The organism is Paenibacillus spongiae (assembly GCF_024734895.1).
GTDB classification, from domain to species: domain Bacteria; phylum Bacillota; class Bacilli; order Paenibacillales; family Paenibacillaceae; genus Paenibacillus_Z; species Paenibacillus_Z spongiae.
The window spans coordinates 1438029-1464451 of sequence record NZ_CP091430.1; the positions used below are offsets into that span (position 1 = coordinate 1438029).

Annotated in this window: 26 protein-coding genes; 18 read left to right on the top strand and 8 right to left on the bottom strand. The window is 53.5% G+C overall.

The genetic code is table 11. The features are described from left to right. Positions 1-173: 173 nt before the first annotated feature. Together L1F29_RS06520 and L1F29_RS06525 are read right to left on the bottom strand one after the other, a co-directional pair. Positions 174-1406: an aminopeptidase gene (locus L1F29_RS06520; protein ID WP_258387528.1), complete on the bottom strand. Its 1233-nt coding sequence runs from the start codon at positions 1404-1406 to the stop codon at positions 174-176. Positions 1407-1555: 149 nt separating this feature from the next. Beyond that, entirely contained in the window at positions 1556-2665 is a 1110-nt protein-coding gene (locus L1F29_RS06525) for an RluA family pseudouridine synthase (RefSeq protein ID WP_258387529.1), read from the bottom strand. A 268-nt stretch (positions 2666-2933) separates the two neighbouring features. Here L1F29_RS06525 and L1F29_RS06530 point away from each other — a divergent pair, with 268 nt between their 5' ends. The 4 genes from L1F29_RS06530 to L1F29_RS06545 all read left to right on the top strand — a co-directional run bounded on the left by L1F29_RS06530 (position 2934) and on the right by L1F29_RS06545 (position 8241). Continuing rightward, the gene (locus tag L1F29_RS06530) at positions 2934-4475 is read left to right on the top strand and encodes a stalk domain-containing protein (RefSeq protein ID WP_258387530.1); all 1542 of its coding nucleotides are present in this window, start codon (positions 2934-2936) and stop codon (positions 4473-4475) included. A 151-nt stretch (positions 4476-4626) separates the two neighbouring features. After that, positions 4627-6441, top strand: coding sequence for a B12-binding domain-containing radical SAM protein (locus tag L1F29_RS06535; RefSeq protein ID WP_258387531.1), 1815 nt, complete (start codon positions 4627-4629; stop codon positions 6439-6441). Positions 6442-6666: 225 nt separating this feature from the next. After that, the gene (gene mgrA, locus L1F29_RS06540; protein WP_258387532.1) at positions 6667-7656 is read left to right on the top strand and encodes an L-glyceraldehyde 3-phosphate reductase; all 990 of its coding nucleotides are present in this window, start codon (positions 6667-6669) and stop codon (positions 7654-7656) included. Positions 7657-7869: 213 nt separating this feature from the next. Continuing rightward, positions 7870-8241, top strand: coding sequence for a VOC family protein (locus L1F29_RS06545; RefSeq protein WP_258387533.1), 372 nt, complete (start codon positions 7870-7872; stop codon positions 8239-8241). Positions 8242-8335: 94 nt separating this feature from the next. On the opposite strand, the gene L1F29_RS06550 is transcribed toward L1F29_RS06545, so the two are convergent. From L1F29_RS06550 to mnmL, 4 genes are all read right to left on the bottom strand, one after another. Further along, positions 8336-9268 (bottom strand): type I phosphomannose isomerase catalytic subunit, encoded by a 933-nt coding sequence (locus L1F29_RS06550; RefSeq protein WP_258389626.1) that lies wholly within the window; start codon positions 9266-9268, stop codon positions 8336-8338. A 71-nt stretch (positions 9269-9339) separates the two neighbouring features. Next, positions 9340-9738 (bottom strand): VOC family protein, encoded by a 399-nt coding sequence (locus L1F29_RS06555; RefSeq protein ID WP_258387534.1) that lies wholly within the window; start codon positions 9736-9738, stop codon positions 9340-9342. Between the two features lie 128 nt (positions 9739-9866). Further along, positions 9867-10457 carry a tRNA 5-(aminomethyl)-2-thiouridylate-methyltransferase MnmM gene (mnmM, locus tag L1F29_RS06560; protein WP_258387535.1) on the bottom strand — a complete coding sequence of 197 codons (591 nt, stop codon included), beginning with the start codon at positions 10455-10457 and terminating at the stop codon, positions 9867-9869. A gap of 3 nt (positions 10458-10460) precedes the next feature. Then, entirely contained in the window at positions 10461-11423 is a 963-nt protein-coding gene (gene mnmL / locus L1F29_RS06565) for a tRNA modification radical SAM protein MnmL/YtqA (protein ID WP_373876479.1), read from the bottom strand. A gap of 360 nt (positions 11424-11783) precedes the next feature. Between mnmL and L1F29_RS06570 the strand changes: the two genes are divergently transcribed. Both L1F29_RS06570 and trmB read left to right on the top strand, forming a co-directional pair. Continuing rightward, positions 11784-11987: a hypothetical protein gene (locus tag L1F29_RS06570; RefSeq protein ID WP_258387536.1), complete on the top strand. Its 204-nt coding sequence runs from the start codon at positions 11784-11786 to the stop codon at positions 11985-11987. Between the two features lie 132 nt (positions 11988-12119). After that, a complete protein-coding gene (gene trmB / locus L1F29_RS06575) occupies positions 12120-12902 on the top strand; it encodes a tRNA (guanosine(46)-N7)-methyltransferase TrmB (protein ID WP_258387537.1) in 783 nt (260 codons plus the stop codon). Here the strand turns inward: trmB and L1F29_RS06580 are convergent. Next, entirely contained in the window at positions 12821-13378 is a 558-nt protein-coding gene (locus L1F29_RS06580; RefSeq protein WP_258387538.1) for a phosphatase PAP2 family protein, read from the bottom strand. The genes trmB and L1F29_RS06580 overlap by 82 nt on opposite strands. Positions 13379-14078: 700 nt before the next feature. Here L1F29_RS06580 and L1F29_RS06585 point away from each other — a divergent pair. From L1F29_RS06585 to L1F29_RS06610, 6 genes are all read left to right on the top strand, one after another. Then, positions 14079-15317 (top strand): glycosyltransferase family 2 protein, encoded by a 1239-nt coding sequence (locus L1F29_RS06585; RefSeq protein WP_258387539.1) that lies wholly within the window; start codon positions 14079-14081, stop codon positions 15315-15317. Positions 15318-15428: 111 nt separating this feature from the next. Then, positions 15429-15602: a hypothetical protein gene (locus L1F29_RS06590; protein ID WP_258387540.1), complete on the top strand. Its 174-nt coding sequence runs from the start codon at positions 15429-15431 to the stop codon at positions 15600-15602. A gap of 480 nt (positions 15603-16082) precedes the next feature. Continuing rightward, the gene (gene infC / locus L1F29_RS06595; RefSeq protein ID WP_258389628.1) at positions 16083-16580 is read left to right on the top strand and encodes a translation initiation factor IF-3; all 498 of its coding nucleotides are present in this window, start codon (positions 16083-16085) and stop codon (positions 16578-16580) included. 25 nt (positions 16581-16605) lie between these two features. Then, positions 16606-16806: a 50S ribosomal protein L35 gene (rpmI, locus tag L1F29_RS06600; RefSeq protein ID WP_258387541.1), complete on the top strand. Its 201-nt coding sequence runs from the start codon at positions 16606-16608 to the stop codon at positions 16804-16806. Positions 16807-16856: 50 nt separating this feature from the next. Then, positions 16857-17216 (top strand): 50S ribosomal protein L20, encoded by a 360-nt coding sequence (rplT, locus tag L1F29_RS06605; protein ID WP_258387542.1) that lies wholly within the window; start codon positions 16857-16859, stop codon positions 17214-17216. Between the two features lie 187 nt (positions 17217-17403). Next, complete coding sequence (locus L1F29_RS06610) at positions 17404-17814, top strand: hypothetical protein (RefSeq protein ID WP_258387543.1); 411 nt, start codon at positions 17404-17406, stop codon at positions 17812-17814. Positions 17815-17848: 34 nt separating this feature from the next. Here the strand turns inward: L1F29_RS06610 and L1F29_RS06615 are convergent, their stop codons facing one another. Then, positions 17849-18241 carry a GNAT family N-acetyltransferase gene (locus tag L1F29_RS06615; protein WP_258387544.1) on the bottom strand — a complete coding sequence of 131 codons (393 nt, stop codon included), beginning with the start codon at positions 18239-18241 and terminating at the stop codon, positions 17849-17851. 569 nt (positions 18242-18810) lie between these two features. Between L1F29_RS06615 and ilvB the strand changes: the two genes are divergently transcribed. The 6 genes from ilvB (at position 18811) to L1F29_RS06645 (ending at position 26413) form a co-directional block, all read left to right on the top strand. After that, complete coding sequence (gene ilvB / locus L1F29_RS06620) at positions 18811-20556, top strand: biosynthetic-type acetolactate synthase large subunit (RefSeq protein WP_258387545.1); 1746 nt, start codon at positions 18811-18813, stop codon at positions 20554-20556. Beyond that, entirely contained in the window at positions 20553-21038 is a 486-nt protein-coding gene (gene ilvN, locus L1F29_RS06625) for an acetolactate synthase small subunit (RefSeq protein WP_258387546.1), read from the top strand. The genes ilvB and ilvN overlap by 4 nt, the downstream gene beginning before the upstream one ends. Positions 21039-21251: 213 nt before the next feature. Beyond that, on the top strand, positions 21252-22244 hold the full coding sequence (gene ilvC / locus L1F29_RS06630; RefSeq protein ID WP_258387547.1) for a ketol-acid reductoisomerase: 993 nt from the start codon (positions 21252-21254) through the stop codon (positions 22242-22244). Positions 22245-22389: 145 nt separating this feature from the next. After that, the gene (locus L1F29_RS06635; protein ID WP_258387548.1) at positions 22390-23934 is read left to right on the top strand and encodes a 2-isopropylmalate synthase; all 1545 of its coding nucleotides are present in this window, start codon (positions 22390-22392) and stop codon (positions 23932-23934) included. 381 nt (positions 23935-24315) lie between these two features. Next, complete coding sequence (locus L1F29_RS06640; RefSeq protein ID WP_258387549.1) at positions 24316-25674, top strand: sensor histidine kinase; 1359 nt, start codon at positions 24316-24318, stop codon at positions 25672-25674. Between the two features lie 79 nt (positions 25675-25753). After that, positions 25754-26413 carry a response regulator gene (locus tag L1F29_RS06645; RefSeq protein WP_258387550.1) on the top strand — a complete coding sequence of 220 codons (660 nt, stop codon included), beginning with the start codon at positions 25754-25756 and terminating at the stop codon, positions 26411-26413. The last annotated feature ends 10 nt before the right edge of the window (positions 26414-26423 follow it).

A 26423-nucleotide genomic window follows, 5' to 3' on the forward strand; every position in this document is an offset into this window, starting at 1 on the left:
CGTTTGCGGGAAGGTAAACGCAAGATGATCGTCCTCCATAAGGCCTTTTAGATGTATGATACCAGATTGTGCGGTAATTAGACAAAATAAGCCTGTGTAATATAAAAAACGGGACGCCTGTCAGCCAGACGTCCCGTCCTGATTGGTCCATAATACTGCGCAAAGCTCGTATGTTAGAACGCCCAATTGCCTTTGCGGAATATGGGCTCGACCGTCCCGTCCGGACGGATGCCGTCGATATCCATATCGGCGGAGCCGATCATGAAGTCGACATGCGTGATACTGCTGTTCACGCCATGCTGTTCAAGCTCCTCGGGGCTCATCGTTTTGCCACCTTCCACGTTGAAGGCATAACCGCTGCCGATGGCAAGGTGATTGGAGGCATTCTCGTCGAACAGCGTATTATAGAACAGAACGCCCGATTGCGAAATCGGGGATTCGTGCGGAACCAGGGCGATTTCGCCCAGATAGTGGGAGCCTTCGTCGGTGTCGACGAGCTGCTGAAGAATTGCTCCGCCTTCCTCGGCTTCCGTCTTTACGATGCGGCCGTTCTCAAACGTGATTTTAAACCTGTCGATGATATTGCCGCCATAGCTAAGCGGCTTGGTGCTGGATACATAGCCGTTCACGCCTTCCTTGAGCGGTACGGAGAATACTTCCTCCGTCGGCATGTTTGCCATGAACGAGGTGCCATCCACGTTGACGCTGCTGGCTCCGACCCATAGATGCTTATCGTGAAGCTCGATCGTCAAATCGGTTCCCGGCGCACGATAATGCAGCTTCCGGTAATGACGCTCATTGAGAATATCGACCTTGCTATGTAGATTCGCATTGTGTTCCTTCCAAGCCTGAACCGGGTCAGGGGCATGAAGCCGGACGGAATCGAATATCGCTCCCCACAGCTTGCTGACCGCTTCGTCTTCCGAAACATCGGGGAATACTTTTGCCGCCCATGCTTTCGACGAGGCTGCGACGACGGTCCAGCTCACTTTATCGGATTGAATGGCCCGGCGGAATTCGCGAAGCCCTTGACCGGATGCCTTCTGATAGCTGCCGATCCGCTGGGAATCGATTCCCTTCAGCAGGTCGGGGCTTGACGATACGATGGAGATGAAAGCTGCGCCGCGCTCGACAAATCCGTTCCGTTTGGCGGTTTCCCATTCCGGGAAGACGGTAAACACTTCATCCTCGGCCTTCTCATATTTCAAACGCGACAATGCTTCATCCACCCAATCCACATGCACGTTCTTCGCGCCGGCCTCGTAGGCTTTGCCAGCGACCAGCCGCGCAAGGGGTGCGGTTTCGATGGAAGCGGTAATAAACACCTCTTGATGCTTTTGCACGTTAACGCCGACTTTTACGATCAACTCCGCATAACGTTCTAATTGTTGGTCTAATGCTGCCATGGTATCAAACTCCCTTCAAGATTGTCGCTTATTATTGACTATATATGTCGAACCAATAATCTGTACACAGCCCGCTGCGCAAAGAGAATGTTCAATCATTCCACCTGCTCCACCCGTTGCAACTTTCTTGGTTCGTCTTCTAGTATACCTCACTTCACCGCAGGATTCCTATTCCGTCTGTCAGCAGAATTATCGGGGGTATCGGTGCGAAAAGGTGCAAGGAACGACTTGGGGATGTCTGTCTCGAAGCGCATCGGCTCTCCTGTCACGGGATGCTGAAAGGACAAGACGCGCGCATGAAGCCCCAGGCGTCCAATGGGCTTGGAGGTGGAGCCGTACTTCTTGTCGCCTGCGATGGGATGTCCCATATCCTGCATGTGGACGCGTATTTGATTCTTCCGGCCTGTCTCGAGCTGAACTTCAAGCAAGGAGAAGCTCCGGCTTGCCTGTATGACTTTATAGTGTGTCACCGCATGCTGTCCGTCATTGGGATAAGGACTCGAGTACATCTTCAGCGTCTTGCTCTCTTTCAGCCAAGAGGATATGGTGCCTTCAGGCTTGTTGACCATGCCCTCGACAAGCGCGACATACTTCCGCTCGTTAACGAGATCCTTCCAGCCGTTCTGCAGCTTCTGCTGCACCTCCTCGCTCTTGGCGAACATCATGACCCCCGATGTATCCCGGTCCAGCCGATGCACGACAAATATCCGATTGGAAGGATGATGCCTTCGGACATGGTCCGTAAGCTGCCGATAGGCGGTCAATTCGGGCTCTTGGGACGAAGCGATCGATAACAATCCGGCATCCTTCTGAATGACGATAAGATCTTCATCTTCATGCATAATCGTAAGTCCGATCATCGGCGGGGCAGCTTCAGTCTTGTCCATTCGGATCGTTACCGTATGCCCGGGCTGAAGAGGATGATTATAGGCCGTTACCGCTGCTTGCTCATTGACCGAGACCTGTCCTCGCGCCAGCAGGGCTTTAACGGAATTGCGGCCCATATTGGAAAGATTCTGCAATAAGAAGGGCAGCAGCTCTGCCGGTTCATGAACCGTGAATTGCTTGTCCGGAATCGGATTGCGTTCCCGGCCGTTTTTTGCCTGGTCGCGGTGTCTTTGCTTTGTTCCTTGAACGTTGTGGGCGCGGTCAGGGGCACGCCGTGATTTGGTTTCCGAACGGGGCGCCGTACCTCCACTTCTCGTACCGCGGCTCCCGGTATCTCTTACGGGCTTCTTACTCTTTTGTCGATCTGCCATATTGCTGTTACACCGTCCTCTGCAAGTTAACCCCAATATAGCACGAACGGCCTTGCATTGCCATGAAGACAGGTGGGCGGGTCGAGCAGATTTGGGGTCTGCTTGATCAGTGATGCATGCCGGTCGCAGAACAAACGGTTATTCGGTATACAATATTCTGCTAATCTACGAATCGAGTTTGTTTTCATCTTTTTTCATAGACAAAAAGCTAGAGCGGGTGATACGATAGCCACATGGAAATTTAGGAGATAACTGGGGGAAATCAGAAGTGAAATTAAAGTTGAAGCAGCATATGCTGCTGTCCGTGCTCGCTGCCGGACTTGTACTAGCGCCCCTGCCGGGACTTCCGCCCTATCAAGCTTCAGCTGCCGCTAGCACCGCAGCATCGCAATCCTCCGCCATCTCGGTTTTCGTAGATGGGACGAAGCTAATCTTGTCTCCGCCGCCGATTGTGGCGAATGGGACGACGCTTGTTCCGATGCGGGAGATCTTTACCGCCTTGAATGCCAAGGTATCCTGGGAGCCGCAGACCAAGACCATTATTGCAAGCAAAGGCTATACGAAGATATCGCTGCAGATTGGTGCCAAGCAGGCGTTTAAGAACGGCAAGGCCGTGAAATTGGATGTGCCGGCAAGGCAAACGAATGGCGCTACCTTCGTACCGCTGCGCTTCGTAGCCGAAGCGCTGGACGCCGAAGTATCGATAGATACGAAGACGAAGATCATTCGAATCACCTCCGCAGAGAAGCTGTATGCTGCGCGGGCAGAGGCCCAGCGGAAGGCCGAAGAATCCCGGAAAGCGGCCAAGCAGAAGCTGACAACGAGCGAGCTCGTTGAGTTGAATGACGAGAAGGTTGTCATGATTACGACAAACCGCGGGCAGGGAAGCGGGATCGTCATCGGCACCAACAGGATCTTGACCAACTTTCATGTCATAGCCGATGCAGCCGAAGCGATGGTCCTCACCATTGATGGCGATTCACTAGAGGTGGAAGGCGTCGTTGCATACGACGAAGAATCCGACCTGGCCATTATCCAGACCAAGCAGGAGATCGGTTACGATCCGGTTGTGCTCGGAAGCGGATATGATGTACAGAAGGGCGATCATGTCGTGGCGATCGGCAGCCCGCTAGGTATGCAGAATACCGTATCCGAAGGTATTATAAGCAATATTTATTATGATGCTTACCAGATCAGCGTGCCGATCGACCACGGCAGCTCGGGCGGAGCGCTGTTCAACGTTTACGGCGAGCTGGTGGGCGTTACTTCTTCCGGAAGCGATATTTCTACCGCTGATTTGAATTTTGCCATCCCCGTGGATTACGTTCATTCGCTGTTACTTGACAGCATGATGGAGCCTTCGGAGAAAGTAGCGTTTCTGCCGAGCCGTCTGCCGGACACGCTTGTCGGATCCTCTGTGGACGATATCCGCAAGCTGATGGAGGGCGAATTCGGAATTATCCCGACATCGCAAGGACAGACGGAGCTGAAGCGCTGGAACGTCACGCGCGACGCGAAGAGCGGACTCCTGATTACAGCTGTTATCGATCCGTCATTTTATATGCTATATGGTCATTTTACGGCTGATGAGCTGCGCTATTGGGCTGTCGATGCGGGAGCCGAGCTTCGCCGCATGCTTCCCGAGGACCAGATTCAACTGGTCGTTTATTACGAGCAGGTATTCAACTTCGAGCCGCGCGGATTTAAAGCAGATGAGGTAACGAACCTGGGAGATGGAACGTGGCGTTTGCGCTACCCGGTCATCGACATGCAGGAGAAGGATAAGATGCACGTGCAGGTGCGTGCGTAAACCCCGCTGCTTCATCGTATATAATTTTGAGACAGGAAGGGCCGCCCTATTGAAGCGATTTGAGCGCTGCGAGAGGGGAGCCCTTCTTTTTTGCCCGTATTTTCGGTACAATGGAGACAACTTTGTAACATAAATGAGGGACATTACAACAATGAAAGTCGTACTGGCGACCTTAAACGCCAAATATATTCACACCTCTCTCGCGCTGCGCTGTCTGAAGGCATACAGCGGGGACGAGTTTGACATGGACATAGCGGAATACACGATTAAAGATCCGGCAATGAACATCGTCTCGGATCTGTTTGCCCGCGATCCGGACGTGGTTGGCTTCTCCTGCTATATCTGGAACATCGAAGAGACGATAACCGTGATCGATATGCTGCGAAAAATCAAGCCATCCGTACGAATCGTGCTCGGCGGACCGGAAGTAAGCTACGATATGGATTTTTGGATGGAGCGGCTTCCGGAGGTCGACTTTATCGTTGTCGGCGAAGGCGAGGAGACTTTCCACCATCTGCTCACCGAGCTTCGCGATACGAATAAATACCATATGGTCTTCGGCCTGACTTACCGCAAGCGGCATCCCGACGGCAGGGAGGAGATCCTCATCAATCCGCCGCGGCCCAAGCTTGATCTGGCCCAGCTTCCTTCGCCGCACCGGTTCGCCGAGGATGTGCCCAGTCTTGCCAATCGGGTCGTCTATTTTGAGACAAGCAGGGGCTGCCCGTTCAGCTGCCAGTTTTGTTTATCCAGCATTGAAAGCGGGGTCCGCTATTTCGATATCGAACGGACGAAGGCGGATATTCTGTACCTGATCGATTCCGGCGCGAAGTTAATCAAGTTTGTGGACCGGACGTTCAACATCAAGAAGGACTATGCGCTTGAGATGTTCCGGTTTCTCATCGAGAATCATCGCGGATGCGTGTTTCAGTTCGAAATTACGGGCGATATTATGCCGCCGGATGTGCTCGATTATTTGGCCGAGCATGCGCCGCCGGGCATCTTCCGGTTCGAGATCGGCGTGCAATCCACGAACGATCTGACGAATGAAGCGGTTCAGCGCAGGCAGAACTTTGTGAAGCTGTCCCGGACCGTGACGAAAGCCAAGGAGAGCGGCAAGATCGATCAGCATCTCGATCTGATCGCCGGCCTGCCGCATGAAGATTACGATACGTTCCGTAACACCTTCAACGAAGTGTTCGCGCTCCGTCCCGAGGAGATGCAGCTCGGCTTCCTGAAGATGCTGCGCGGAACAGGCATGCGGAGAGACGCCGAGAAGCACGGGTATGTATATATGGAACGGGCGCCTTACGAAATTCTCGGCAACAATCTGCTGCCTTTCGGCGATATTGTCAGAATCAAGCGGGTAGAGGACGTGCTGGAGAAATATTGGAATGCCCACCGGATGGACCATGTGCTTCTCTATCTCGTAGAGCGCGCGTTCCCTTCGCCGTTCGATTTCTTCCAGCGCTTCGGCGATTTCTGGGAAGGCAGGGGCTGGCAGAAGATCGGTCACCAGCTGGAGGATCTATTCGCGAGACTCTGGTCCTTCCTGGAGGCTACGACCGAGGATGCCGCTGCCTCCGGCACTTCGCTTACGTGGCGGCCGGATGTCGTGCTGGGCTTGATGAAGCTGGACTACTTCCTGAACCATAAGTATAAGCCGCGCAAGGTGTGGTGGGACTTCACGATGGACAAGCCCGTCTTGAACGGTTGGATGCAGCGTCTTGCGGATCGTCCGGAGCTTGTTTCCGGGGCCTTCGCCTCTCTGGCGCTTGGGGAGAAGGAGCTGCACAAGCACTCGGTCATCGAACGTATGCCGTTCGATCTGGAGACGTATTTGAGGACAGGCGAGATTGTGGATGCGGAAACGCTGTTAATCGTCGTATTTAATAGCGGAGGCCGCGAGGAAGGAGCGCCTCCGAAGGCGTTCACGCTGCTGCAGGACAGAGCGGCGACAATATAATCGGCAAGATAGAATGAACGAAAGAGAAGAACAAACAGCGGATCAGGAAGAATGATTCTGGAGAGTTAGCGGTCGCCTTTGTTCCCGGATTTCAGCACCGACCAATAGAATTCAAGAAAATCCGGGAACAACAGCGATCGTAAGAACATTCTGCCTGCGCAGCGGCTTGTGTCCAATCTTTCGTTTAAATCTATATAACGATATTAATATAGAGGAGTGATTATATTGGTATATTTGGCAAGCAAGGAGCGCTATGCTTCAATGAAGTATAACCGCTGCGGGAAATCAGGATTGAAGCTGCCGGCTATCTCACTTGGATTATGGCATAATTTCGGAGGCGTAGATACATACGAGAATGGCCGCGCGATTCTCCACCGCGCTTTCGATCTTGGCATTACGCACTTTGATCTGGCGAACAATTACGGACCGCCGGCAGGCTCGGCGGAAGAGATGTTCGGGCGCATGCTTGCGGCGGACTTCAAGCCGTACCGGGACGAAATGATCATCTCCTCCAAGGCGGGCTTCTATATGTGGCCGGGTCCATATGGCGAATGGGGCTCCCGCAAAAGTCTGATCGCTTCGGCGGATCAGAGCTTGAAACGGATGGGTCTGGATTACGTCGATATCTTCTACCATCACCGTCCGGATCCGGATACGCCGCTTGAAGAAACGATGGGCGCACTGGATACGATTGTCCGTTCGGGCAAAGCGCTGTATGCAGGGATATCCAATTACAGCGCGGAGCAAGCGGCTCAAGCGATCGCGATCGCCAAGGAGCTTGGCACGCCGATATTGATTCATCAGCCATCGTACAGCATGCTGAACCGCTGGATCGAAGGGGGCCTTCAGGATGTGCTGGATGCGAATGGCGTCGGCAGCATCGTATTCAGCCCATTGGCTCAGGGCTTGCTGTCCGATAAATACTTGAACGGCATTCCGGGCGATTCCAGAGCAGCGAAGCCTACCGGCTTCCTGCAGGAGAGCGCGGTAACGCCGGAAGTCGTCGACAAGCTCCGCAAGCTGAACGACATTGCGGCAGAGCGCGGCCAGTCCTTGGCCCAGTTGGCGCTGGCATGGGTTCTGCGCGGGGGACGCGTTACGTCGGCATTAATCGGCGCAAGCCGGGTCAGTCAAGTGGAGGACAGCGTTGCAGCATTGAATAACCTCGCATTCTCCGATGATGAGCTTTCGAGAATTGAGGCTATATTGAAGTAATTCGAATAAGACGAGAAGCTTCCTTGGCGATTTAATGACGCTGGGGAAGCTTTTTTATTGTAGATATACGAACATTCGTTTGATATTATGGAAGGACATGGATGTTGGGTTGTGCGAATCTCCTTCGAGGCAGCGGGAAAAAAGCCCGATCATTCATGAATTATCGTTCTGTGGTTCACATCATCCGTTGCAAAGAAGAAGGGAGATTATCCGATGACAAGTCCAATTCGTAACGAAGTAGGCGGCGTATTTATTCCGGTCAAGGATGTGGAGCGGGCGCGGGAGTGGTATTGCAGGCTGCTCGGCATACCGGCCGATTGCGAGATCATGTTCGGCCACCTCTGCCCGCTGCAGATGCAGGGTGTCGGTTTGATTCTGGACACGATGCCGATGTGGGGCGGGGATCGGCCTGGAGGTGCCCCGCACATCTCGACGCCGGTCTGCATGCTGCTTACGAATGATCTTGACGCTTCGTATGCTTATGCTCAAGAGCAAGGGATGGAGCTCGTTTCGGCAATCGAGCATAATCATTGGTTCGTCCTGAAGGATCCGGACGGAAATCTGATTATGATTTGCCGGGAATAAATCGTTGCTGTCTTTGGCTTCCTCAATATGCAAAATGCAAAAACAGACAGCGCGGTTATGAACCGTGCTGTCTGTTTTTGGTGGTACAACGAATTTATGGGGTTACGCTCCGCAGAACGGTCATGCTGCCGTCCAGCTCATAGCCGCCCAGGTTAGCCGGAAGCAGGAAGCATTCGCCGGCCTTTACGTTCATCTTGCCGCTGGCCCAGCTCAGCGTACCTGTTCCTCCAGCCACGACGAGAATAACGAAGCTCTCTTCCGTTGTCGATAGCTGCCAAGGTGCGCTTACGATCCCTTTCTCGACGATAAAGTAAGGGGACTGAGCAATTTGCAGCCACTCGTTCGAGCCGATCGCATCCGTTTTCATGCGGGTGGCGCCGGAGCCTTCGTAAGCAATCACGTTCAGAGAATCCTCGATGTGGAGCTCGCGAAGCTTGCCGTCCAGACCGGGACGGTTATAATCGTACAAGCGGTAAGTGGTGTCGGAGTTCTGCTGGATTTCGGCGACAACAACACCGGCGCGAAGGGCATGTACGGTGCCGGCCGGGATGTAGAAGGCATCGCCGGCTTCAACGGGAACCTCCTGCAGGCAATCCATGATGCGGCCTTCCTCGATCGCCGAAGCAAGCGTATCGCGGTCTACATTCTCATTAAGGCCGTATAGAATGGTTGCGCCAGGCTTCGCGTCGAGGATATACCACATCTCCGTCTTTCCGAGCTCTCCTTCGGGAAGTCTGCTGTACGAGTCGGAAGGATGAACCTGAACCGAAAGATCGTCATTGCAGTCCAGCAGTTTGATCAATAACGGAAAGCGGCCGTTCCGTTCGGAGAAGCCCTTCGTGCCGAAAAACTCGCGCCCGTATTTTTCCCGGATTTCATCCAGTCCGAGCCCGGCAAGCTCGCCGTTCATGACGGTTGTCGTTCCGTTCGGGTGGTCACCGATCATCCAGCCTTCGCCGATAACGCCGTCCGGCAGTTCGAGACCGAATTGCTCCAAGGCACGGCCCCCCCAAACCCGTTCTTTCATTTCTGGCTTAAATTGCAATGGATATGCTTGTGTCAACGCGGGTTCTCTCCATTCCTTATGTAGATTCTCTATTATTTGCTTGGCGCGGGCTGAAACATCTCCAGAAACTCGCCGTCCGGGCCATAGAAGAAGAAATACCTTGCGCCGTTAGGCAGCGTAGTGATTTCCGTTTCCTTGAGCTCTACATTCGGCAGCCCCTTGATTCTCGCAAATTCTTCTTCAACGTCGTCTACGGTGAAGGCCAAGTGATGGCAGATCCCCTCTTGCGCGAGCTCTCCGTCAAAGCCCTCGATTAGTTCGATCTCGGTTTCCTGCCCGTCCGTGCCTGTCAAGAAGGCGAGACGGATTACGCCGTTCGTGTGCGTCATCGTGTAGAGGTGCGTCAGGCCGACAACCTCCGTGTAGAATGCAATGGAATTCTCGATATTTTTGACCATAATGCCGACATGCTCAAGTTTGCGGACCGCCATATTCTTTTTCCTCCTTTGGGGTATCGAGACCAATATATATCTAACCGTCTTATCGTGCAAGCACTTGCTGTTATTACGGTTTGGATAACGTATAGTGCGGTTTGGATTCCTGTCACTGCGCGAGGTCGTCAGCGCATGGCCGATCGCTTCTCGATGGCAATGAGGTATGGTGCAGAGGGCTTCTGCGCCATCCGGTAGAGCAGTGTTTGTCCTTCTGCCGGCGCAAGCGCCGCAGCCCATGCCTCGACTGCGGAGGCTTCAGAGCCGCCCCCCTCATGCCCGGGGTAGAGGACGGCTGTCAGAATGCCGCCTGAACGCAAGGCAGGAACAGCCGCCCGGAGCGCGGCGAGCGAGGACTCGACCTGTGTAATTACGCGAGGATCTGCCCCGGGCAAGTAACCGAAGTTGAACATCGCCGCAGCGATATTCCCATGCTCGGCTTCCGCAATATGCTCCTTCATGGAAGCGTGGCTGTCCAGCAGAAGATTCATACGGGGGAGCCTTCCAGCCGCTTCCAACGGGTTCAACCGCTCACGCGTACGGAGTAGGGCCTGTTCCTGCACATCGAATCCGTAGACGGTCCCCCGCGGGCCGACCAGTTCGGCCAAGAATTGCGTATCCACTCCGTTGCCGCACGTAGCGTCAATGACAATATCGCCGGCTGTTACCCGCTCCGCCACCAGCTTGTGGGCCATGCTAATCACGGATAGAAAGCCCATTACTCACGCCTCCCATAGGCGTCCCTGCCAGGTATTCCGGCTGAGGAGCTCTTGATCGATGGCGTTAAGCACTTCCCATTTCTTGAGGCTCCACATCGGACCGATAAGCAAATCACGCGGCGCGTCGCCGGTCAAGCGATGGACGACCATGCTTGGAGGTAGGAGCTCCAGCGTATCCACGACCAGCTTCACGTATTCGTCGCGTTCGAGGAAGCGCAGCAGCCCGGCTTCGTACTGCTTGACCATCGGCGTTTTGCGCATCAGATGAAGCAGATGAATCTTGATGCCTTGAACGTCCATCCCGGCAACCGCCCTGCCCGTGGCAAGCATCATCTCATGCGTTTCTTGCGGCAGCCCGTGGATGATATGCGCGCATACGCGGATTCCCCGGGCCCGAAGTCTGGCAACCGCATCATAATAACACTCGGTATCATGCGCCCGGTTGATCAGCTCCGACGTAGATGAATGAATGGTTTGGAGACCCATCTCGATCCACAGGTAAGTCCGTTCGTTCAATTCGGCCAAATAATCGACCACGTCATCCGGCAGGCAGTCCGGGCGGGTCGCAATCGACAAGCCGACAACCCCGGGCTGAGTTAAAATCGCTTCATAATATTCACGCAGCTTCTCCACTGGCGCGTAGGTGTTCGTGTAGGCCTGGAAGTAGCCGATATACTTCGCATCGGGCCACTTCTGATGCTGCAGATCGCGTATCATATTAAATTGCGTAATCAAGTCGTCCCGGCGTTTCCCCGCAAAGTCGCCCGATCCCCGGGCGCTGCAGAAGGTGCAGCCGCCGGCTGCAATCGTGCCGTCCCGGTTCGGGCAAGTAAATCCGGCATCGAGCATGACCTTGAATACTTTGCCTTGAAATTGCTCCCGCATTTCATAATTCCATGTATGGAACCGCTTGTCATTCCACAACTGCGGCGTGACGAGGTCGGCTTTCGAATAAGCTTGCATCATTCATACTCCCTATGCCTATAAATTTGTAAGAAAGGTACACGGCCGGACCGCTCATAGAGGTTGAGCCGTTTACGTTACGGTTAAATATAATTGTAGCGAAAAACCCGGCGGAATGCTATGCGCCATCTGCGAACGTTCGATCCCGCGTACAAACCGCCATGCAGGACAGGCTCTCGCGTTGAACCGGAAATATTCCAGCTTTATTTCGTCAAAAGGGCTTGCTGTACCTTACATGAGGTGTTATATTAAAAGTGCGGAAAATCAATGGTTGCAGCTGTTTTATCTATCCTCTTATCTTTGAAGTTATAGTAGGTCGGTTTTCTGGAAAGGCTTTTTATAAAACCGTCGAGGTGATGAGAAATGAGCACGCAAGTTAAAATCCCGCAAGGCGATTCGAAGGTAAAGGTGGAACTTACCATTAAGGAATTGATGGCGCTGACAGGCATCCGCTTCCATGGAAATCACAATATTGAAATTTCCGCACGCAAGAAGCTGAATGAAGCGCTCGAAGAAACGTTCGAGCTCGAGAGCGAGCAGGGAGTCCCCCGTCAGATGCTCAATTAACGAACCGACAGATTCCTTCAAGCCGACTGGCCGATGCGCCTTCGGCTTTTATTTTGTTTCGCATGGGCTTTACAAGGACGAGAATGTTCGTCACAATAGTGTCTAGTTTTGAATTGGAGGAATTAATCGACTATGCGTCTTAGAGGAAGAAAAGGTATTCTGGAAAGCATTCAGAGCCAACCCGAGTTGATCGTGTTGGACGCGGCTCCGCGCAAGGGACGCTGGCAAGCGTTTTTCGGCAACGATAAGCCCATCTATATCGAGCTTGGGATGGGCAAGGGAAAGTTCATCAGCGATATGAGCGTGCGCAATCCGCATATTAATTTCATCGGCGTCGATATGTACGATGAGTTGATTCGCCGTGCGAGCGAGAAGGCGCGTGCGGCTTGGGGAGCGCAGGGAGTGGCCGAGCCTCCTAACCTGGCGCTGCTGCGTGCCAATATCGAGAGCATCGAGGATATGTTTGCACCGGGAGAGATCGAGCGGATCCATCTGAACTTCAGCGACCCCTGGCCGAAGAGCAAGCATGCGCGCCGCCGGCTGACGCACCCGAGATTCTTGGCGAAATATTGCGAAATACTGAACAAGAACGGCGAAATTCATTTCAAGACCGATTCGCAGTCGCTGTTCGAATTTTCGCTCAACAGCTTCTCCGAAATGGAGCTGCAGCTGCGTAATATTACGCTTGACCTGCATAAGGGCGGCTTGCGCGACGATTTGGTGCTGACGGAATATGAGTCCAAATTCGTGGAACGGGGCAACAATATTTACCGGCTTGAGGCGGTTATTGGAAGTGAGGCGCTGTCCAGCTATCGGGCAGCGAAGAAGGCCGCTCAAGAAAGCGGCCAGGAAAGCGACACGATCGCTGCTGTCGATGAACCGATTATTGCTCCTGCGACAACGTCCGAGGGGTAATGAAGACCCAGAAACATGCGCGACCATGCGACGGACACTCCCAGAATGACAGCAATCGGCAGCATTAGCGTCAGCAACGCCGTGTCGATTAACAGCCAAGGCGTCAGCCAAGCGAAGATCGCGGTTGTATGTCCGGAAGGAAAGGAAGGATCGCGCAGCGGCTTGCGGCCTGTATTGACATTGGGCAGCGCCTGATACGGGCGAAGTCGTCTGAATATTCGCTTGACCACAGCGACTGGAATATGGCTGATGATAATGGCGGTCAGGCATTGGAGGCCGGCTGTGCTCCAAGGCCTAGAAGCCAGGAATGCGCACAGAAGGGCGGTGACAAGCGTGAAGGTGGCGCCGCCCATGTGCGTAACCGTTCCCAGCCAACGGCCGAGCCATAGGTTTATCCGGGCATGCGCCGGTCTGCGGTTTGCCCGCTGCAGCAGAGCCTGTTCGAACTTCTGCAGCCAAGTGACCATGCGTTCCATATGAATCCCCTCCGCAAAATGTTTCTCCTGATGAATACTCCTAATTATAGCGCAACACTGTTTCCACCGTGTAAACGGATTTCGAATAATGGATTAACGTTCATGCTAAATTCTTCCCCGCTTGTTTATCGAATGACCCCCCATTACCCGTAAATATGAAACGAAAAATAGGCCGATTCGTATTATATACGGATTTTGACTACGCATTGCCGTTTTACAAACTGCATGGATGGTTAAGATGTTATTGAGCTACAATTAGGTTCGCCCAAGGACGGACGGAATGAATCCTCCGTGCTTGAATATTAACCCCGATCTGCGGCAGCGGGCAGCCGCCGATTTTTGCGTGCTCAGGGAGGGCTTCTGTAAGCCGGATGGCAAACAACGGCTTTTAAAACCTTTTTTACCGCTGACTCGTCAAGGGGATGTGTTATGTTTTTTACGTAAAAGGAAGAAAATAAGACCAGGGTGACTGAAAAACAAGGCTTCGGGCAGGTGGAAGCGCTTTGCAAGCGATTTTCATCGCACTTCCGGCGTTAAAGGCGAAAATAACGCTTTTGACAAATTGACTCAATGTGTGGAAAATCAGTATGGTCGTGGCTAAAAAATAAAGAAGCCGACGATTAACGGGCAGCATGACACAAAAAATTAAAAAAACAGAGAGAGTATCAAAAATGGGGTCTCAAGGGGGCAGTATTTGTATATGATTAACGTAATATTAGTCGCGCTTCAAGTGTTATTGGCTTTTGTCGGCGTGTACCAGTTCGGTCTTGCCCTGTTTGGAATCGTAAGAAAACGCAAGGAGCTTAAGCACAAACCGCAAAAATCGTTTGCCGTCCTCGTCGCAGCCCATAACGAAGAGGCAGTCGTCGGCGCGCTGATTGAAAACCTCAAAAATTTCGACTACCCGAAGGAACTTTACGATATTTTCGTGATTTGCGATAACTGTACGGACGGAACGGCGGATATTGCCCGCAAGCACGGCGTCCATGCATGCGAGCGGAATAACCCGCATCTTCGCGGCAAGGGCCATGCGATCGAGTGGATGCTGAAGGAACTATGGGCTATGCCGCGCCAGTACGACGCAATCGTCATGTTCGATGCGGATAACCTGGTTCAAACCGATTTCCTGAAGCATATGAACAACGATCTGTGCGACGGACATCAAGTCATTCAGGGCTATCTGGATACGAAGAACCCTGACGATTCATGGGTAACGGCATCCTACGGGATTACGTACTGGTACTGCAACCGGCTGTGGCAGCTGTCCCGCCGCAACTTGAAAATGGCCAATTTCCTCGGCGGCACGGGCATGTGCTTCGAATCGGGCCTGCTCAAGGAAATGGGCTGGGGCGCAACAAGCCTTGTAGAGGATCTTGAATTTTCCATGCGCTGCGTCAAACGCGGCATTCACCCGGTCCTGAACTACGAAGCGAAGGTATATGACGAGAAGCCGCTTACCTTCAAGGCATCTGCCCGCCAGCGTTTGCGCTGGATGCAGGGGCATTTTACCGTAGCGCGGCACTATTTCTTCCCGCTCCTATGGGCGAGCATCAAAGAACGCAGCTTGGTTAAATTCGACGCTGCGATATACTCGGCTTCGGTGTATACGACGTTCTTCGGCTTTATCGCGACCGCGATGATCTGGATCGATAACATCATTCCAGCGGAGAATGCATTCGTCTCGATATATCAATACTTGCCAAGTTGGGTAGCGGTCGTTGCCATCAGTTTGGCGGCCGTCATGTTCCCGCTCGTCATGATGCTGGAACGCGTGAAGTCCTGGAAAATGTACGGGCACCTGTTCTCGATGATTTTCTTCCAGCTGTCATGGCTGCCGATTACGTTCTACGCGTTCTTCACGCAGAACAACAAGCAATGGAGCCATACGCAGCATACGCGCGTCATTCGTCTGGAAGAGGTACAAAGCAAGCAGGTATAGCACGAGCAATCTTCGATAGCCCCCTTTGCGATGCATAAAGTCGGCCCCTGCTCCAGAACCTACAAGGGAGCGCTTAGGCGATCTATGCTTGAAGCAGAGAGGTGGAAGACGATGTCACGCAATGCCAACTATAACCGGAACCGCAACAAAGGCAGCGACAACAACGGCCAGAGCAACTCCAACGTGCATGGCGGCGAATTCCGGAACGGACGCAAAAGCTTGTTCAAGAACAATAATCATCAAGGTGAGGAAATCCCGAACGAATATATCCATCCTCAAGAGTAGCTTTCGGGGCACCGGCGGATATTTAATCGCGCGTGAACAAGCATAAGGGGGCGGTCTCAAGCCATCATGGATGAGACCACTCCCTTTGTTATGTTCGTTGAGACGCTAACGCGGTGGATCAAAGAACGGGCAAGCGAACGGTCAATGGGGATCAAGCGATCAAGGATGCAAGGTTTTCTACATAGGTTTGTGTTGACATCATATAGAGTGCTGTGCTATAGTAAGTCGGTACGATTGATGAATCAACTAAACGCACAAGCAGAAGCGCCCGCTTCTCACCTGCCCGGCACTGCCGGCTGGTATGCGACCGAAGAATTGAACTGGCAGCATCGCGAGCACGCGATGATTGAGATGCCGACAATCTTGGTTAATGGAATGCGGGTCCCAACTGGGCTCGCATTTTTTATTTGAGCCTGCGCCTTCTGGCGCTATATATGAGAACAATTTTGGAGGTGGCACGTTATTAGCAGGGAACATCAAATCAACGACGAGATTCGGGCGAGGGAAGTACGCGTCGTCGGAGCTGAAGGCGAACAGATTGGAATTAAGCCTTTAAGGGATGCACTTCAGATGGCAGTCGATTTGAACCTCGATCTCGTGAACGTTGCGCCGACTGCGAAACCGCCGGTATGCCGGATTATGGACTACGGCAAGTTTCGTTACGAGCAGCAGAAGAAAGAGAAGGAAGCGCGGAAGAACCAGAAGATCGTGGATCTGAAGGAAGTTTGGTTCCGCGCCAACATTGAGGAAAACGACTACCAGGTGAAGTACCGCAACGTCGTGAAGTTTCTTGGCGAAGGGGACAAAGTGAAAGCTTCCGTCCGCTTCCGCGGCCGTGAAATTACGCATGCCGCGATCGGTCAGCGTATTCTTGACCGGCTGGCGAAAGAGGTTGCCGATATTTGTGTTGTCGAGCGTCATCCGAAGTTGGAAGGCCGCAGCATGATTATGATTTTGGCACCGAAAACTACTAACTAAAGAATTTCTTGAGGAGGATCACCAAATGCCGAAGATGAAGACGCACAGCAGCTTGAAAGACCGTTTCAAAATTACGGGTACTGGCAAAGTGAAACGCTACAAAGCGTTCAGAAACCACTTGCTTTCCGGTAAATCCGCTCGTCAAAAACGCGTTCTTGCAACGCAGCCGCTGATGGCGGCAGGCGACGTTCGTCGCTTGAAGCAAGGCCTGTCCAACCTTAAATAATCCGGTTACGGAGATAATACGTTCATCCAACATTCAGGAGGGTACTACTTATGGCAAGAGTTAAAGGCGGATTCGTCCGTGCACGTCGTCGCAAAAGAATTTTGAAGCTGGCCAAAGGCTACTTCGGTTCCAAACATCGCTTATTTAAAACCGCTAAAGAGCAAGTCATGAAATCCTTGATCTACGCTTACCGTGACCGTCGTCAACGGAAACGTGACTTCCGTAAGCTGTGGATCGTACGTATCAATGCAGCGGCTCGCCAGAACGGCTTGTCCTACAGCAAGTTCATGTTCGGCTTGAAGCAAGCCGGCGTTGAAGTGAACCGCAAGATGCTCGCTGACCTAGCCGTTAACGACATCAATGCATTCAACTCGCTTGCAAGCATCGCAAAAGAGAAAGCAAACGCGTAATTACGCGATAACAAAGAGCGTCTACCCTTCGCAGGGTGGCGCTTTTTTTGTTGTCTGTTCGATCAGCACCCCATGAAGACTCGCGCTGCAGCGCCGGCCTATTTTCCCTCCTGTATAGACAACTATACAGGCCGGGCATGCATATCCCGAATACAGTATAGAATAACGGGAGAAGGAGGAAATACGCATGCAGCGCGTCTCCAAAGAGCAAGTTAAGTCTTTGATTGGCAAGACGGTCTACGTAATGCGCAAGGACGGTTCCGTTGCCTCGGGCAAACTCGTCCGTCTCCATCAGAATAAACTCATTTTGCAGCCGGAAGGCATAGATAAAGGAAAGATAGTCAGAACGAAGGCGATCCTGCCGCTCGTTTTATTTGATTTGCTCGCGATCGGTACGCTTCCGTATTTCGGTTTCGGCGGAGGGTTCGGCTGCGGCGGCGGCTGCCCGCCATACGCGGGAGGTTTCAATAATCAGTGCTGTCCGCCTTATGGCGGGCCAGTTGACCCTGTCGGCCCTGCTGGTCCTGTCGGCCCTGCTGGTCCTGTGGGACCTTATGGCGTACCTGGAGGCTATGGATACAACAACGGATTGTTCTAGCGAGAGAACGTAATCATCTAAGAAAACTCAACCGTCAAGAAGAAGCTGTCGGAAGTATCTTCATCATTTCATAGCAGCGGACGTCCGGATAATAACGAACGGTCACGTATCCGAGTTTCTCGTACATTCGCTTGGCTTTGTCGTTGCCGTCGTCCACGAATAACCGGGCTATCGTGCACGATTTGGATAGGCCATATGCTTCGCCGCGCGCCATAAGCATTTTGCCCCATTGTTTGCCTCGATGCCGGGGATGTACGGCGAGCATGTCGTATTGAATTACGTCACCGTTCACATACAGGTGAAGGAAACCAAGGGGCATGCTCGTCTTCGTGCGGGAAATGACGAAGGTGACCCCTTGGCTCAGCCGTTTCGGAAGCTCGCGGATGGCCTTGGCGTCGCGCGGATTGGCGGTGTACGACAGAGGCATCAGCTCCGTCCGGATTAGCCGGATGATCTCGGCGTCATCCGTGCGGGAGCGGCGTTCTCGTATGAGTGCGATAGCATTTCATCCCGCTTTCTGTATTGGATGCTGTATCGTATGTAGAAAGATAGATCGCCGTGCGCGTAAGGTTACATAACTTTTTACTGATGCTGGTATCCTAATCCTTGACGAACGGAATTTCTAAGCATATAATATGTTTTAAGCTAATAATTCATCGGCTATGATGAGGACGAAGTGTTAAGGGCTCTTTTGCTCAGAGAGCGAACGGATTTGCTGCAACCGTCGCCAAAACCCCTTTCCAACGAGCTCACCTCGGAGCTGTTTTCCTGAAAAGACGAACGGTCGCATTAGGGAGAATCGCGGGGCACGCGTTAATGTGCCAAGGTATGAACGTTTTACGTGCATGCGTTCTTACCTATTGAGATTACATGCTGTGAGGCATGTAACGAAGTTGGGTGGTACCACGGAAGCTAAACCTTTCGTCCCTGGATGCTGTTAAGGCATCGGGGATTGGAAGGTTTTTTTTGTTTTGTTCTTAGAGAGGAGGACGACTGATGGTCGCGCAAAGTGCAACGTTAAGGTCAAAAGAAGAAATAATGGAAAAGCTGATGAAGCCCGAGGTTATTACCGGTTCGGAAATTCTGCTTCGCAGTTTAGTGTTAGAGGGCGTGGACTGCGTCTTCGGTTATCCCGGCGGTGCGGTGTTGTTCATCTATGACGCTATGCACGGTTTCTCTGATTTTCACCATTTGCTGACCCGCCACGAGCAAGGCGCCATCCACGCCGCCGACGGTTATGCGCGGGCGAGTGGTAAAGTCGGCGTATGTATCGCAACATCGGGTCCGGGTGCAACGAATCTTGTAACGGGGATCGCAACCGCTTATATGGACTCCGTGCCGCTTGTCGTCATTACGGGCAACGTCGCAACGAACTTTATCGGGACGGACGCTTTCCAGGAAGCGGATATTACCGGCATTACAATGCCAATTACCAAGCATAGCTACCTGGTGCGCGATGTGGAAGACTTGCCGCGTGTCATTCACGAGGCTTTCTATATTGCCAATACAGGCCGCAAAGGTCCCGTACTGATCGATATTCCGAAGGATGTATCGGCGAAGACGACGCTGTTCAAGCCGGTAACCGAGGTCAACATCCGCGGCTATCACCCGACGGTATCACCGAACAAGCTGCAGGTCGACAAGATGCTCAAGGCGATCGAAGAAGCGGAGCGTCCGGTTGTGCTGGCAGGCGGCGGGGTCGTCTACTCCGGCGGTCACGAAGAACTGCATGAATTCATTACGAAGACGGGGATTCCGGTTACGACAACCCTCCTCGGACTTGGCGCATTCCCAAGCGGTAACGACCTGTGGCTCGGCATGCCGGGTATGCACGGAACGTACGCATCCAATAAAGCGATACAAGGCTCCGACCTGCTTATTAATATCGGCGCGCGCTTCGATGACCGGGTGACGATGAAGCTAAACGGCTTCGCCCCGCATGCGAAGATCGTCCATATCGATATCGATCCGGCCGAGATCGGCAAGAATGTGCCGACGGACATCCCGATTGTCGGCGATATCAAGACCGTTCTTCAGGTCGCGAACCAAGATGCCCAGCTGGCAAGCAAGGCGGATGCATGGCGTGCCCAGACGGCGCAATGGAAACAGGAAAAGCCGCTTAAGTATATCGATTCCGACGTGGAGCTGAAGCCTCAATGGGTCATAGAGATGATCCATGACGAGACGAAGGGCGAAGCGATCGTGACGACAGACGTCGGCCAGCACCAAATGTGGGCGGCACAATATTACCGCTTCAATCAGCCGCGTTCTTGGATTACGTCCGGCGGCCTCGGTACGATGGGCTTCGGATTCCCGTCGGCGATCGGCGCGCAGATGGCGCATCCGGACCGGCTCGTCGTCTCCATTAACGGCGACGGCGGCATGCAGATGTGCGCGCAGGAGCTAGCGATTTGTGCGATCAATAACATTCCGGTCAAAGTGGCTATCATTAACAATCAGGTGCTTGGAATGGTCCGCCAGTGGCAGGAAATTATTTATGACAATCGCTACAGCCACATCGATCTGGCAGGCAGCCCGGACTTTGTCAAGCTGGCAGAAGCCTACGGCGTCAAAGGCTTCCGCGCCACGAACAAAGAAGAAGCGCGTACTGCATGGATCGAAGCGATGAACCATCCGGGTCCGGCCGTTGTCGAATTCGTCGTCCGCAAGGGCGAGAACGTCTATCCGATGGTTACGCAAGGATCCACGATCGATGATATGTTAATGGGGGATTCGGAATGAAGAAGCACACGATTGCCGTTCTTGTGAACGACCAGCCCGGCGTCCTGCAGCGTGTTTCCGGCTTGTTCGGACGCCGCGGCTTCAACATTGAAAGCATCACCGTCGGGGCAAGCGAGGAAGCCGGCTTGTCCCGCATGGTGATCGTGACTAGCGGCGACGACAAGACGCTGGAGCAGGTCACGAAGCAATTGTACAAAATTATCGATGTCATCAAAGTAGTGGATCTCAGCTCGAATCCGATGGTTGGCCGCGAGCTTGCGCTGATCAAGGTGAATGCGGAGCCATCGGCACGGCCCGAAATTCTGGGCGTCGTGGAAACCTTCCGCGCAGCCGTCGTCGATATCGGCACGCATACCTTGATGGTACAGGTTGTCGGCGATTCCGAGAAGATCGACGCAATGACCGAGCTCCTGAAGCCGTATGGCATTCGCGAGCTGTCCCGCACCGGCGTAACCGCGATGGTTCGCGGCAACGCGCGATAAGAACGCAAAGAGCTAAGATGACGGCGGATGCGCCGTCATCCGGCTAAGCAGCTGCAAGGCTTGTCCATGAAGTTGAAGAAAGCAAGAAGCAGGAGAATCGCCCGCTTTGAGCGGGAGTTCAAGCGAGGGAAGCCGACATGCAGATGTATATAACGTTTCTCTCCTTCAACACCCGCTCAAAAGGGTCCCAATTTAAAGGAGGCATCATTCCAAATGGCAGTTACATTGTATTATGAAAAAGATGCAGACCAAAGCGTACTGCAAGGCAAAACGATCGCTGTTATCGGCTACGGCAGCCAAGGCCACGCACAAGCACAAAACCTTCGCGACAGCGGCTTGAAAGTTGTTATCGGTCTGCGCCCTGGTAAATCCGCAGACAAAGCGAAGAACGACGGCTTTGAAGTCCTTTCCGTTGGCGAAGCAGTTAAAGTCGCAGACGTCGTACAAATCTTGATGCCGGATGAAACGCAAGCCAGCGTATACAAAGCAGAGATCGAACCAAACCTGAAAAAAGGCGCGGCTCTCATGTTCTCCCACGGCTTCAACGTTCATTTCGGACAAATCGTTCCGAACAAAGATACGGACGTATTGCTGGTTGCTCCTAAATCGCCGGGCCACATGGTTCGCCGCACATACGTGGAAGGCTTCGGCGTTCCAGGTCTGATCGCGATCGAGCAGGATGCAACAGGCAACGCGAAAGCGATCGGTCTTGCATATGCAAAAGGTATCGGCTGTACCCGCGCAGGCGTTATCGAAACTTCGTTCCGCGAAGAAACCGAAACCGATCTGTTCGGCGAACAAGCCGTACTGTGCGGCGGTGCATCCGCGCTTGTTAAAGCAGGCTTCGAAACGTTGGTTGAAGCAGGCTACGCGCCAGAAATGGCTTACTTCGAGTGCTTGCACGAGCTGAAGCTGATCGTCGACCTGATGTACGAAGGCGGCCTTGCTTCGATGCGCGATTCGATCTCCAATACGGCTGAATACGGTGACTATGTGACCGGACCACGCATCGTAACGGACGAAACGAAGAAAGCGATGAAAGCGGTTCTGGAAGATATCCAATCCGGACGTTTCGCACGCGACTTCATCCTGGAGAACCAATCCAACCGTGCTATGCTGACGGCTACCCGCCGCAATGAAGCTGAGCATCCGATCGAGCAAGTAGGCGGACAGCTTCGTGAATTGATGCACTGGATCAAGAAATAATAACGGTCTGCCGATAAAGGCGGATTAATAGAATAGGTATGTATGCAATCCCGGATTGTCGCGAACCGCGCCCGTATAAGCGATCGACGCTTATGCGGGGGCGTTTCGCCACTTCGGGATGATTCTGTTCATGGAGGTGCTAGCGATGCGCAAAATATATATTTTCGACACGACGCTCCGTGACGGCGAGCAATCACCCGGCGTCAACTTGAATACGCAGGAAAAGGTCGAGATCGCCCTGCAGCTGGAGAAGCTCGGGGTCGACCGGATCGAAGCAGGCTTTCCCGCTGCGTCTCCTGGAGACCTCGCTGCGGTTAACGCAGTAGCGCGTGCGGTTAAGAGAGCGACGATCATCGGTTTGTCCCGTTCGCGCGAGCAGGATATCGATGCGGTGCGCGAAGCGCTGCAAGGCGCGGAGGATCCATGCATCCATCTGTTTCTGGCCACCTCGCCGATCCATCGGAAGCATAAGCTGCGCATGGAGAAGGAGCAGGTCCTTGAAACGGCGGAGAAGGCAATACGTTATGCGAAGCGTTATTTTGACAAAATCGAGTTCTCTCCCGAAGATGCAGGCCGTACGGAAATCGACTTCCTGTGCGAAGTGACGGCTATGGCTATTCGCGCGGGCGCAACGGTCGTGAACATACCGGATACGGTCGGTTATCTGACGCCTGTGGAATTCGGCGGGATCTTCAAAACGCTGAAATCGGAAGTGCCGGGCATTGAGAAAATCCAGCTAAGCGCCCACTGTCATGACGATCTCGGCATGGCGACGGCCAATGCGCTGGCAGCGGTTCTGAATGGCGCCGATCAAATCGAAGGCACGATCAACGGGATTGGCGAACGGGCCGGCAACACATCCCTCGAAGAAGTGGTCATGGCGCTGGAGACGCGCGCCGAATATTTCGGTGCGAAGACATCGCTGAAGCTGACGGAAATCGCGAAGACGAGCCGTTTGGTGAGCAAGCTGACAGGGATGGTCGTTCCTGGCAATAAGGCCATCGTCGGCGCGAACGCGTTCGCGCATGAGTCGGGCATTCACCAGGACGGCATGCTGAAGGAGAAAACGACGTACGAGATTATTTCGCCGGAAACGATCGGATTGAGAGAATCGAAGCTCGTACTCGGCAAGCACTCCGGCCGTCATGCGTTCCGCGAGAAGCTGATCGATCTCGGTTACGAGCTGGACGAGGAATCCGTGAATGCGGCATTCGCCAAGTTCAAGGATCTGGCCGACAAGAAGAAGAACGTCAGCGATGAGGATATTCGGGCCATGCTCGAGGAGAAGCTCGTCGATACGCCGGAGGTGTTCTCGCTGGAGACGATTCATGTCGTCTACGGCAACCGTTCGGTACCAAGCGCGACGGTAACCATCCGTACGCCGGACGGCGGTTCGAAAGAACAGTCCGCAGAAGGCAACGGCTCCGTCGATGCGATTTATAACGCCATTGATATGGCGACCGGCGAAACGGTCGAACTGGAGGACTACTCCATCAAATCCGTCTCGCAAGGCAAGGACGCGCTGGGCGAAGTGCATGTCGTGCTGAAACAGAATGACGTGTCCGCGCAAGGCCGCGGCTTGAGCACGGACATTCTGGAAGCAAGCGCCCGCGCGTATACCGATGCGCTCAATCGTCTCATCGAGAAGCGCAAATCACCAGGACGCCGCGACAAATTGAGCTTGATCTAATTTAAGGCTGATCGGCCTATCTGATAACAGGTGGCCGTAACCGTTGTGGAAGAAGTCGAAGCGGCAGTACATCCGTTTCGAGTCCGCCGCCTCCCGCCGCACCTCTCGTACCGGTCAACCGGACAGGAGGCGACAGGGAGGCGTTTTTTTTTGTAAGCTCAGCAGACAGAAGGCGTACGCTTGTTCAGGCAAAGAAAATGACTTCGGAGAAGAGGACGGCGAAAAACGTTCAGTCAATTTTCAATGGAGGTTCTGCGTGCGGATGAAATCACCAAAATATGGAGGCCGGACGTGTGGGCGATTTCGAACTTGTTGTCACGTTGAACGAGAATCCCATGCTATAATAAGGCAAATGGATATGACACGGGGGACGAAATAAGCATGCTGTTTGTATGGATTGCGCTCTGGCTTTCCGCAGGGCTCCTGCTGGTTGCGAACCGGAAGAGTCCGGTTATGCGCTGGCTCAGCTTATTGGCGCTATGCGGAGGGTTCGGCGCATTGGCATCTGTAATGGAAGGCTTTATTGTAATGCTGGCAGAAGAGGGGCGTATCACGGACATCCACGAGCGATGGCTGCGCGCAGCGCAGCGCGGCTGCTCCTGGATGAGCTATTACGGACTGCCCTATAGCTTCCTTTGTTTTGCCGCTGCATATAATAAGGGAGCAATTCCGGGCGCCGCAGCACGCGTGCTCCCTTATGCAGCGCTCGTACTGCCGGTAGGGATGCTGGCGCTTCCGATTACGGAGGAGTACCCGGTTCATTATAATCTGCTGGCTGTATGGGCCATTCCCTATACGCTGATCGGAGGCGCGCTTCTCCTCCGTAAACGGGGGATGAATCCGGCTGAGCGAAAAGCCCATCTTGTCGTCGTTGCTGCGGTTCTGCCCGCCGTTCTTATCGCCCTGACGATGAACAATGTCATGCCGCTGTTTGGCATCTATCGGATGTGGCGGTACAATGTATGGCCGATTGCATTCGCCTTCGCCGTGTTCATCGTGGCATTGTTCAACTTCGGCTTCATGGGCGTGCAGCTGCTGATCGAGTGCCGCCAAATGAATTATTCCCTACGCGCCATTACGAGCGGTACCGCGATGCTTAATCATGCGATTAAGAATGACATCGGGAAGATTAAATTGTTCAGCCACAAAATCGAACAGGCTGCGGAAGCGGATGGGATGTCCGAGCTGCGCGAGGATATTCGCGTCATCGCAGCGGCTACGAGCCATATTGAAGCGATGATCCTCAGCGTGCATGACCGGACCCAGGAGCTGCGCCTTACGCCGGAGAGGCTGCGCCTGGCGGATCTGGTACGGGAACAGGCCGGGGCAATCGAGGTGCGGAGCGGTGATCGGATTCGCGTCTATGCGGAGTACGACGAGCATGCAACGGTCAACGCGGACCCTGCCCAGACGGCCGAAGCCGTAAGCAATGTTTTGAATAATGCGGTCGAGGCGATGCCGGGCGGCGGGGAGATCCGCATTCACGTACGCAGCGGCAAGCGCGGAAGCACAATTACTATTCGGGATAACGGATGCGGAATCGACAAGAGTCATTTGCGCAAGGTGATGGAGCCATTCTTCACGACGAAGAGCGGCAGAACGATGAATTTCGGTCTGGGACTGGCGTATTGTTATCAGCTGATGAACCGGCAGGGCGGAGAGCTGCGAATCGAGAGCGAGCTGGGTAAGGGCACCGAGGTGACGTTTTATTTTCCAGCGGTAAAAAGCGGGATGCAATAAGAATATCGTTTGATCGAAAGATTGAACGCAAACCGCTGAGCGGGCAGAAGTTCGTTCATTCTATATAGGGGGTTTTGTAATGAGCGGCACAAGGATCCGGGTCATGATCGTGGAGGATGATCCCGATTGGCGGAGAGGCTTGAAGGCTTATTTGAATAAGGAGGACGACATTACGGTTGCGGCGGAAGCGGACACGCCGGAGCTGGCGCTCTCGCTGGCATCCGAAACGAAGCCTGATGTCATCCTGCTGGATATTATGATGGCCGACAGCCCGGAAGGGCTGCGTCTGGCCGGGGAGCTCCCCGCCGCTACAGGTGCGCGGATCGTCATGCTGACCTCCATGGAGGACAGGTCATTCGTCGTGGAAGCTTTCCGTGCAGGAGCCGTTAATTATATCGTGAAATCGGATTTTGCCGATATTCCGGCGGCGGTCCGAGAGGCGGCCGCCGACCGCTCTGCGATCGATGCGGCGGCCGCGCAGCATATGCTGCAGGAATTCCGCCGTCTCAAGGCCGTCGAGCAGGAATATGAGATCGATAAGTTCAAACGGTTGATAACGCCTGCGGAGGTTCAGCTTCTATCCATGATCAACGAGGGCTACAGCCAATCTCAGATTGCGGAAAAGTCATTCCTGTCGCTGCGCACAGTGAAAAATCACGTCAATAACATCTTGCGGAAGCTGGGCGGGAAGAGCAGCAAGGATGCGGCCAAGCAGGCGAAGGATATGGGATTGTTCTAATGCTCTATGC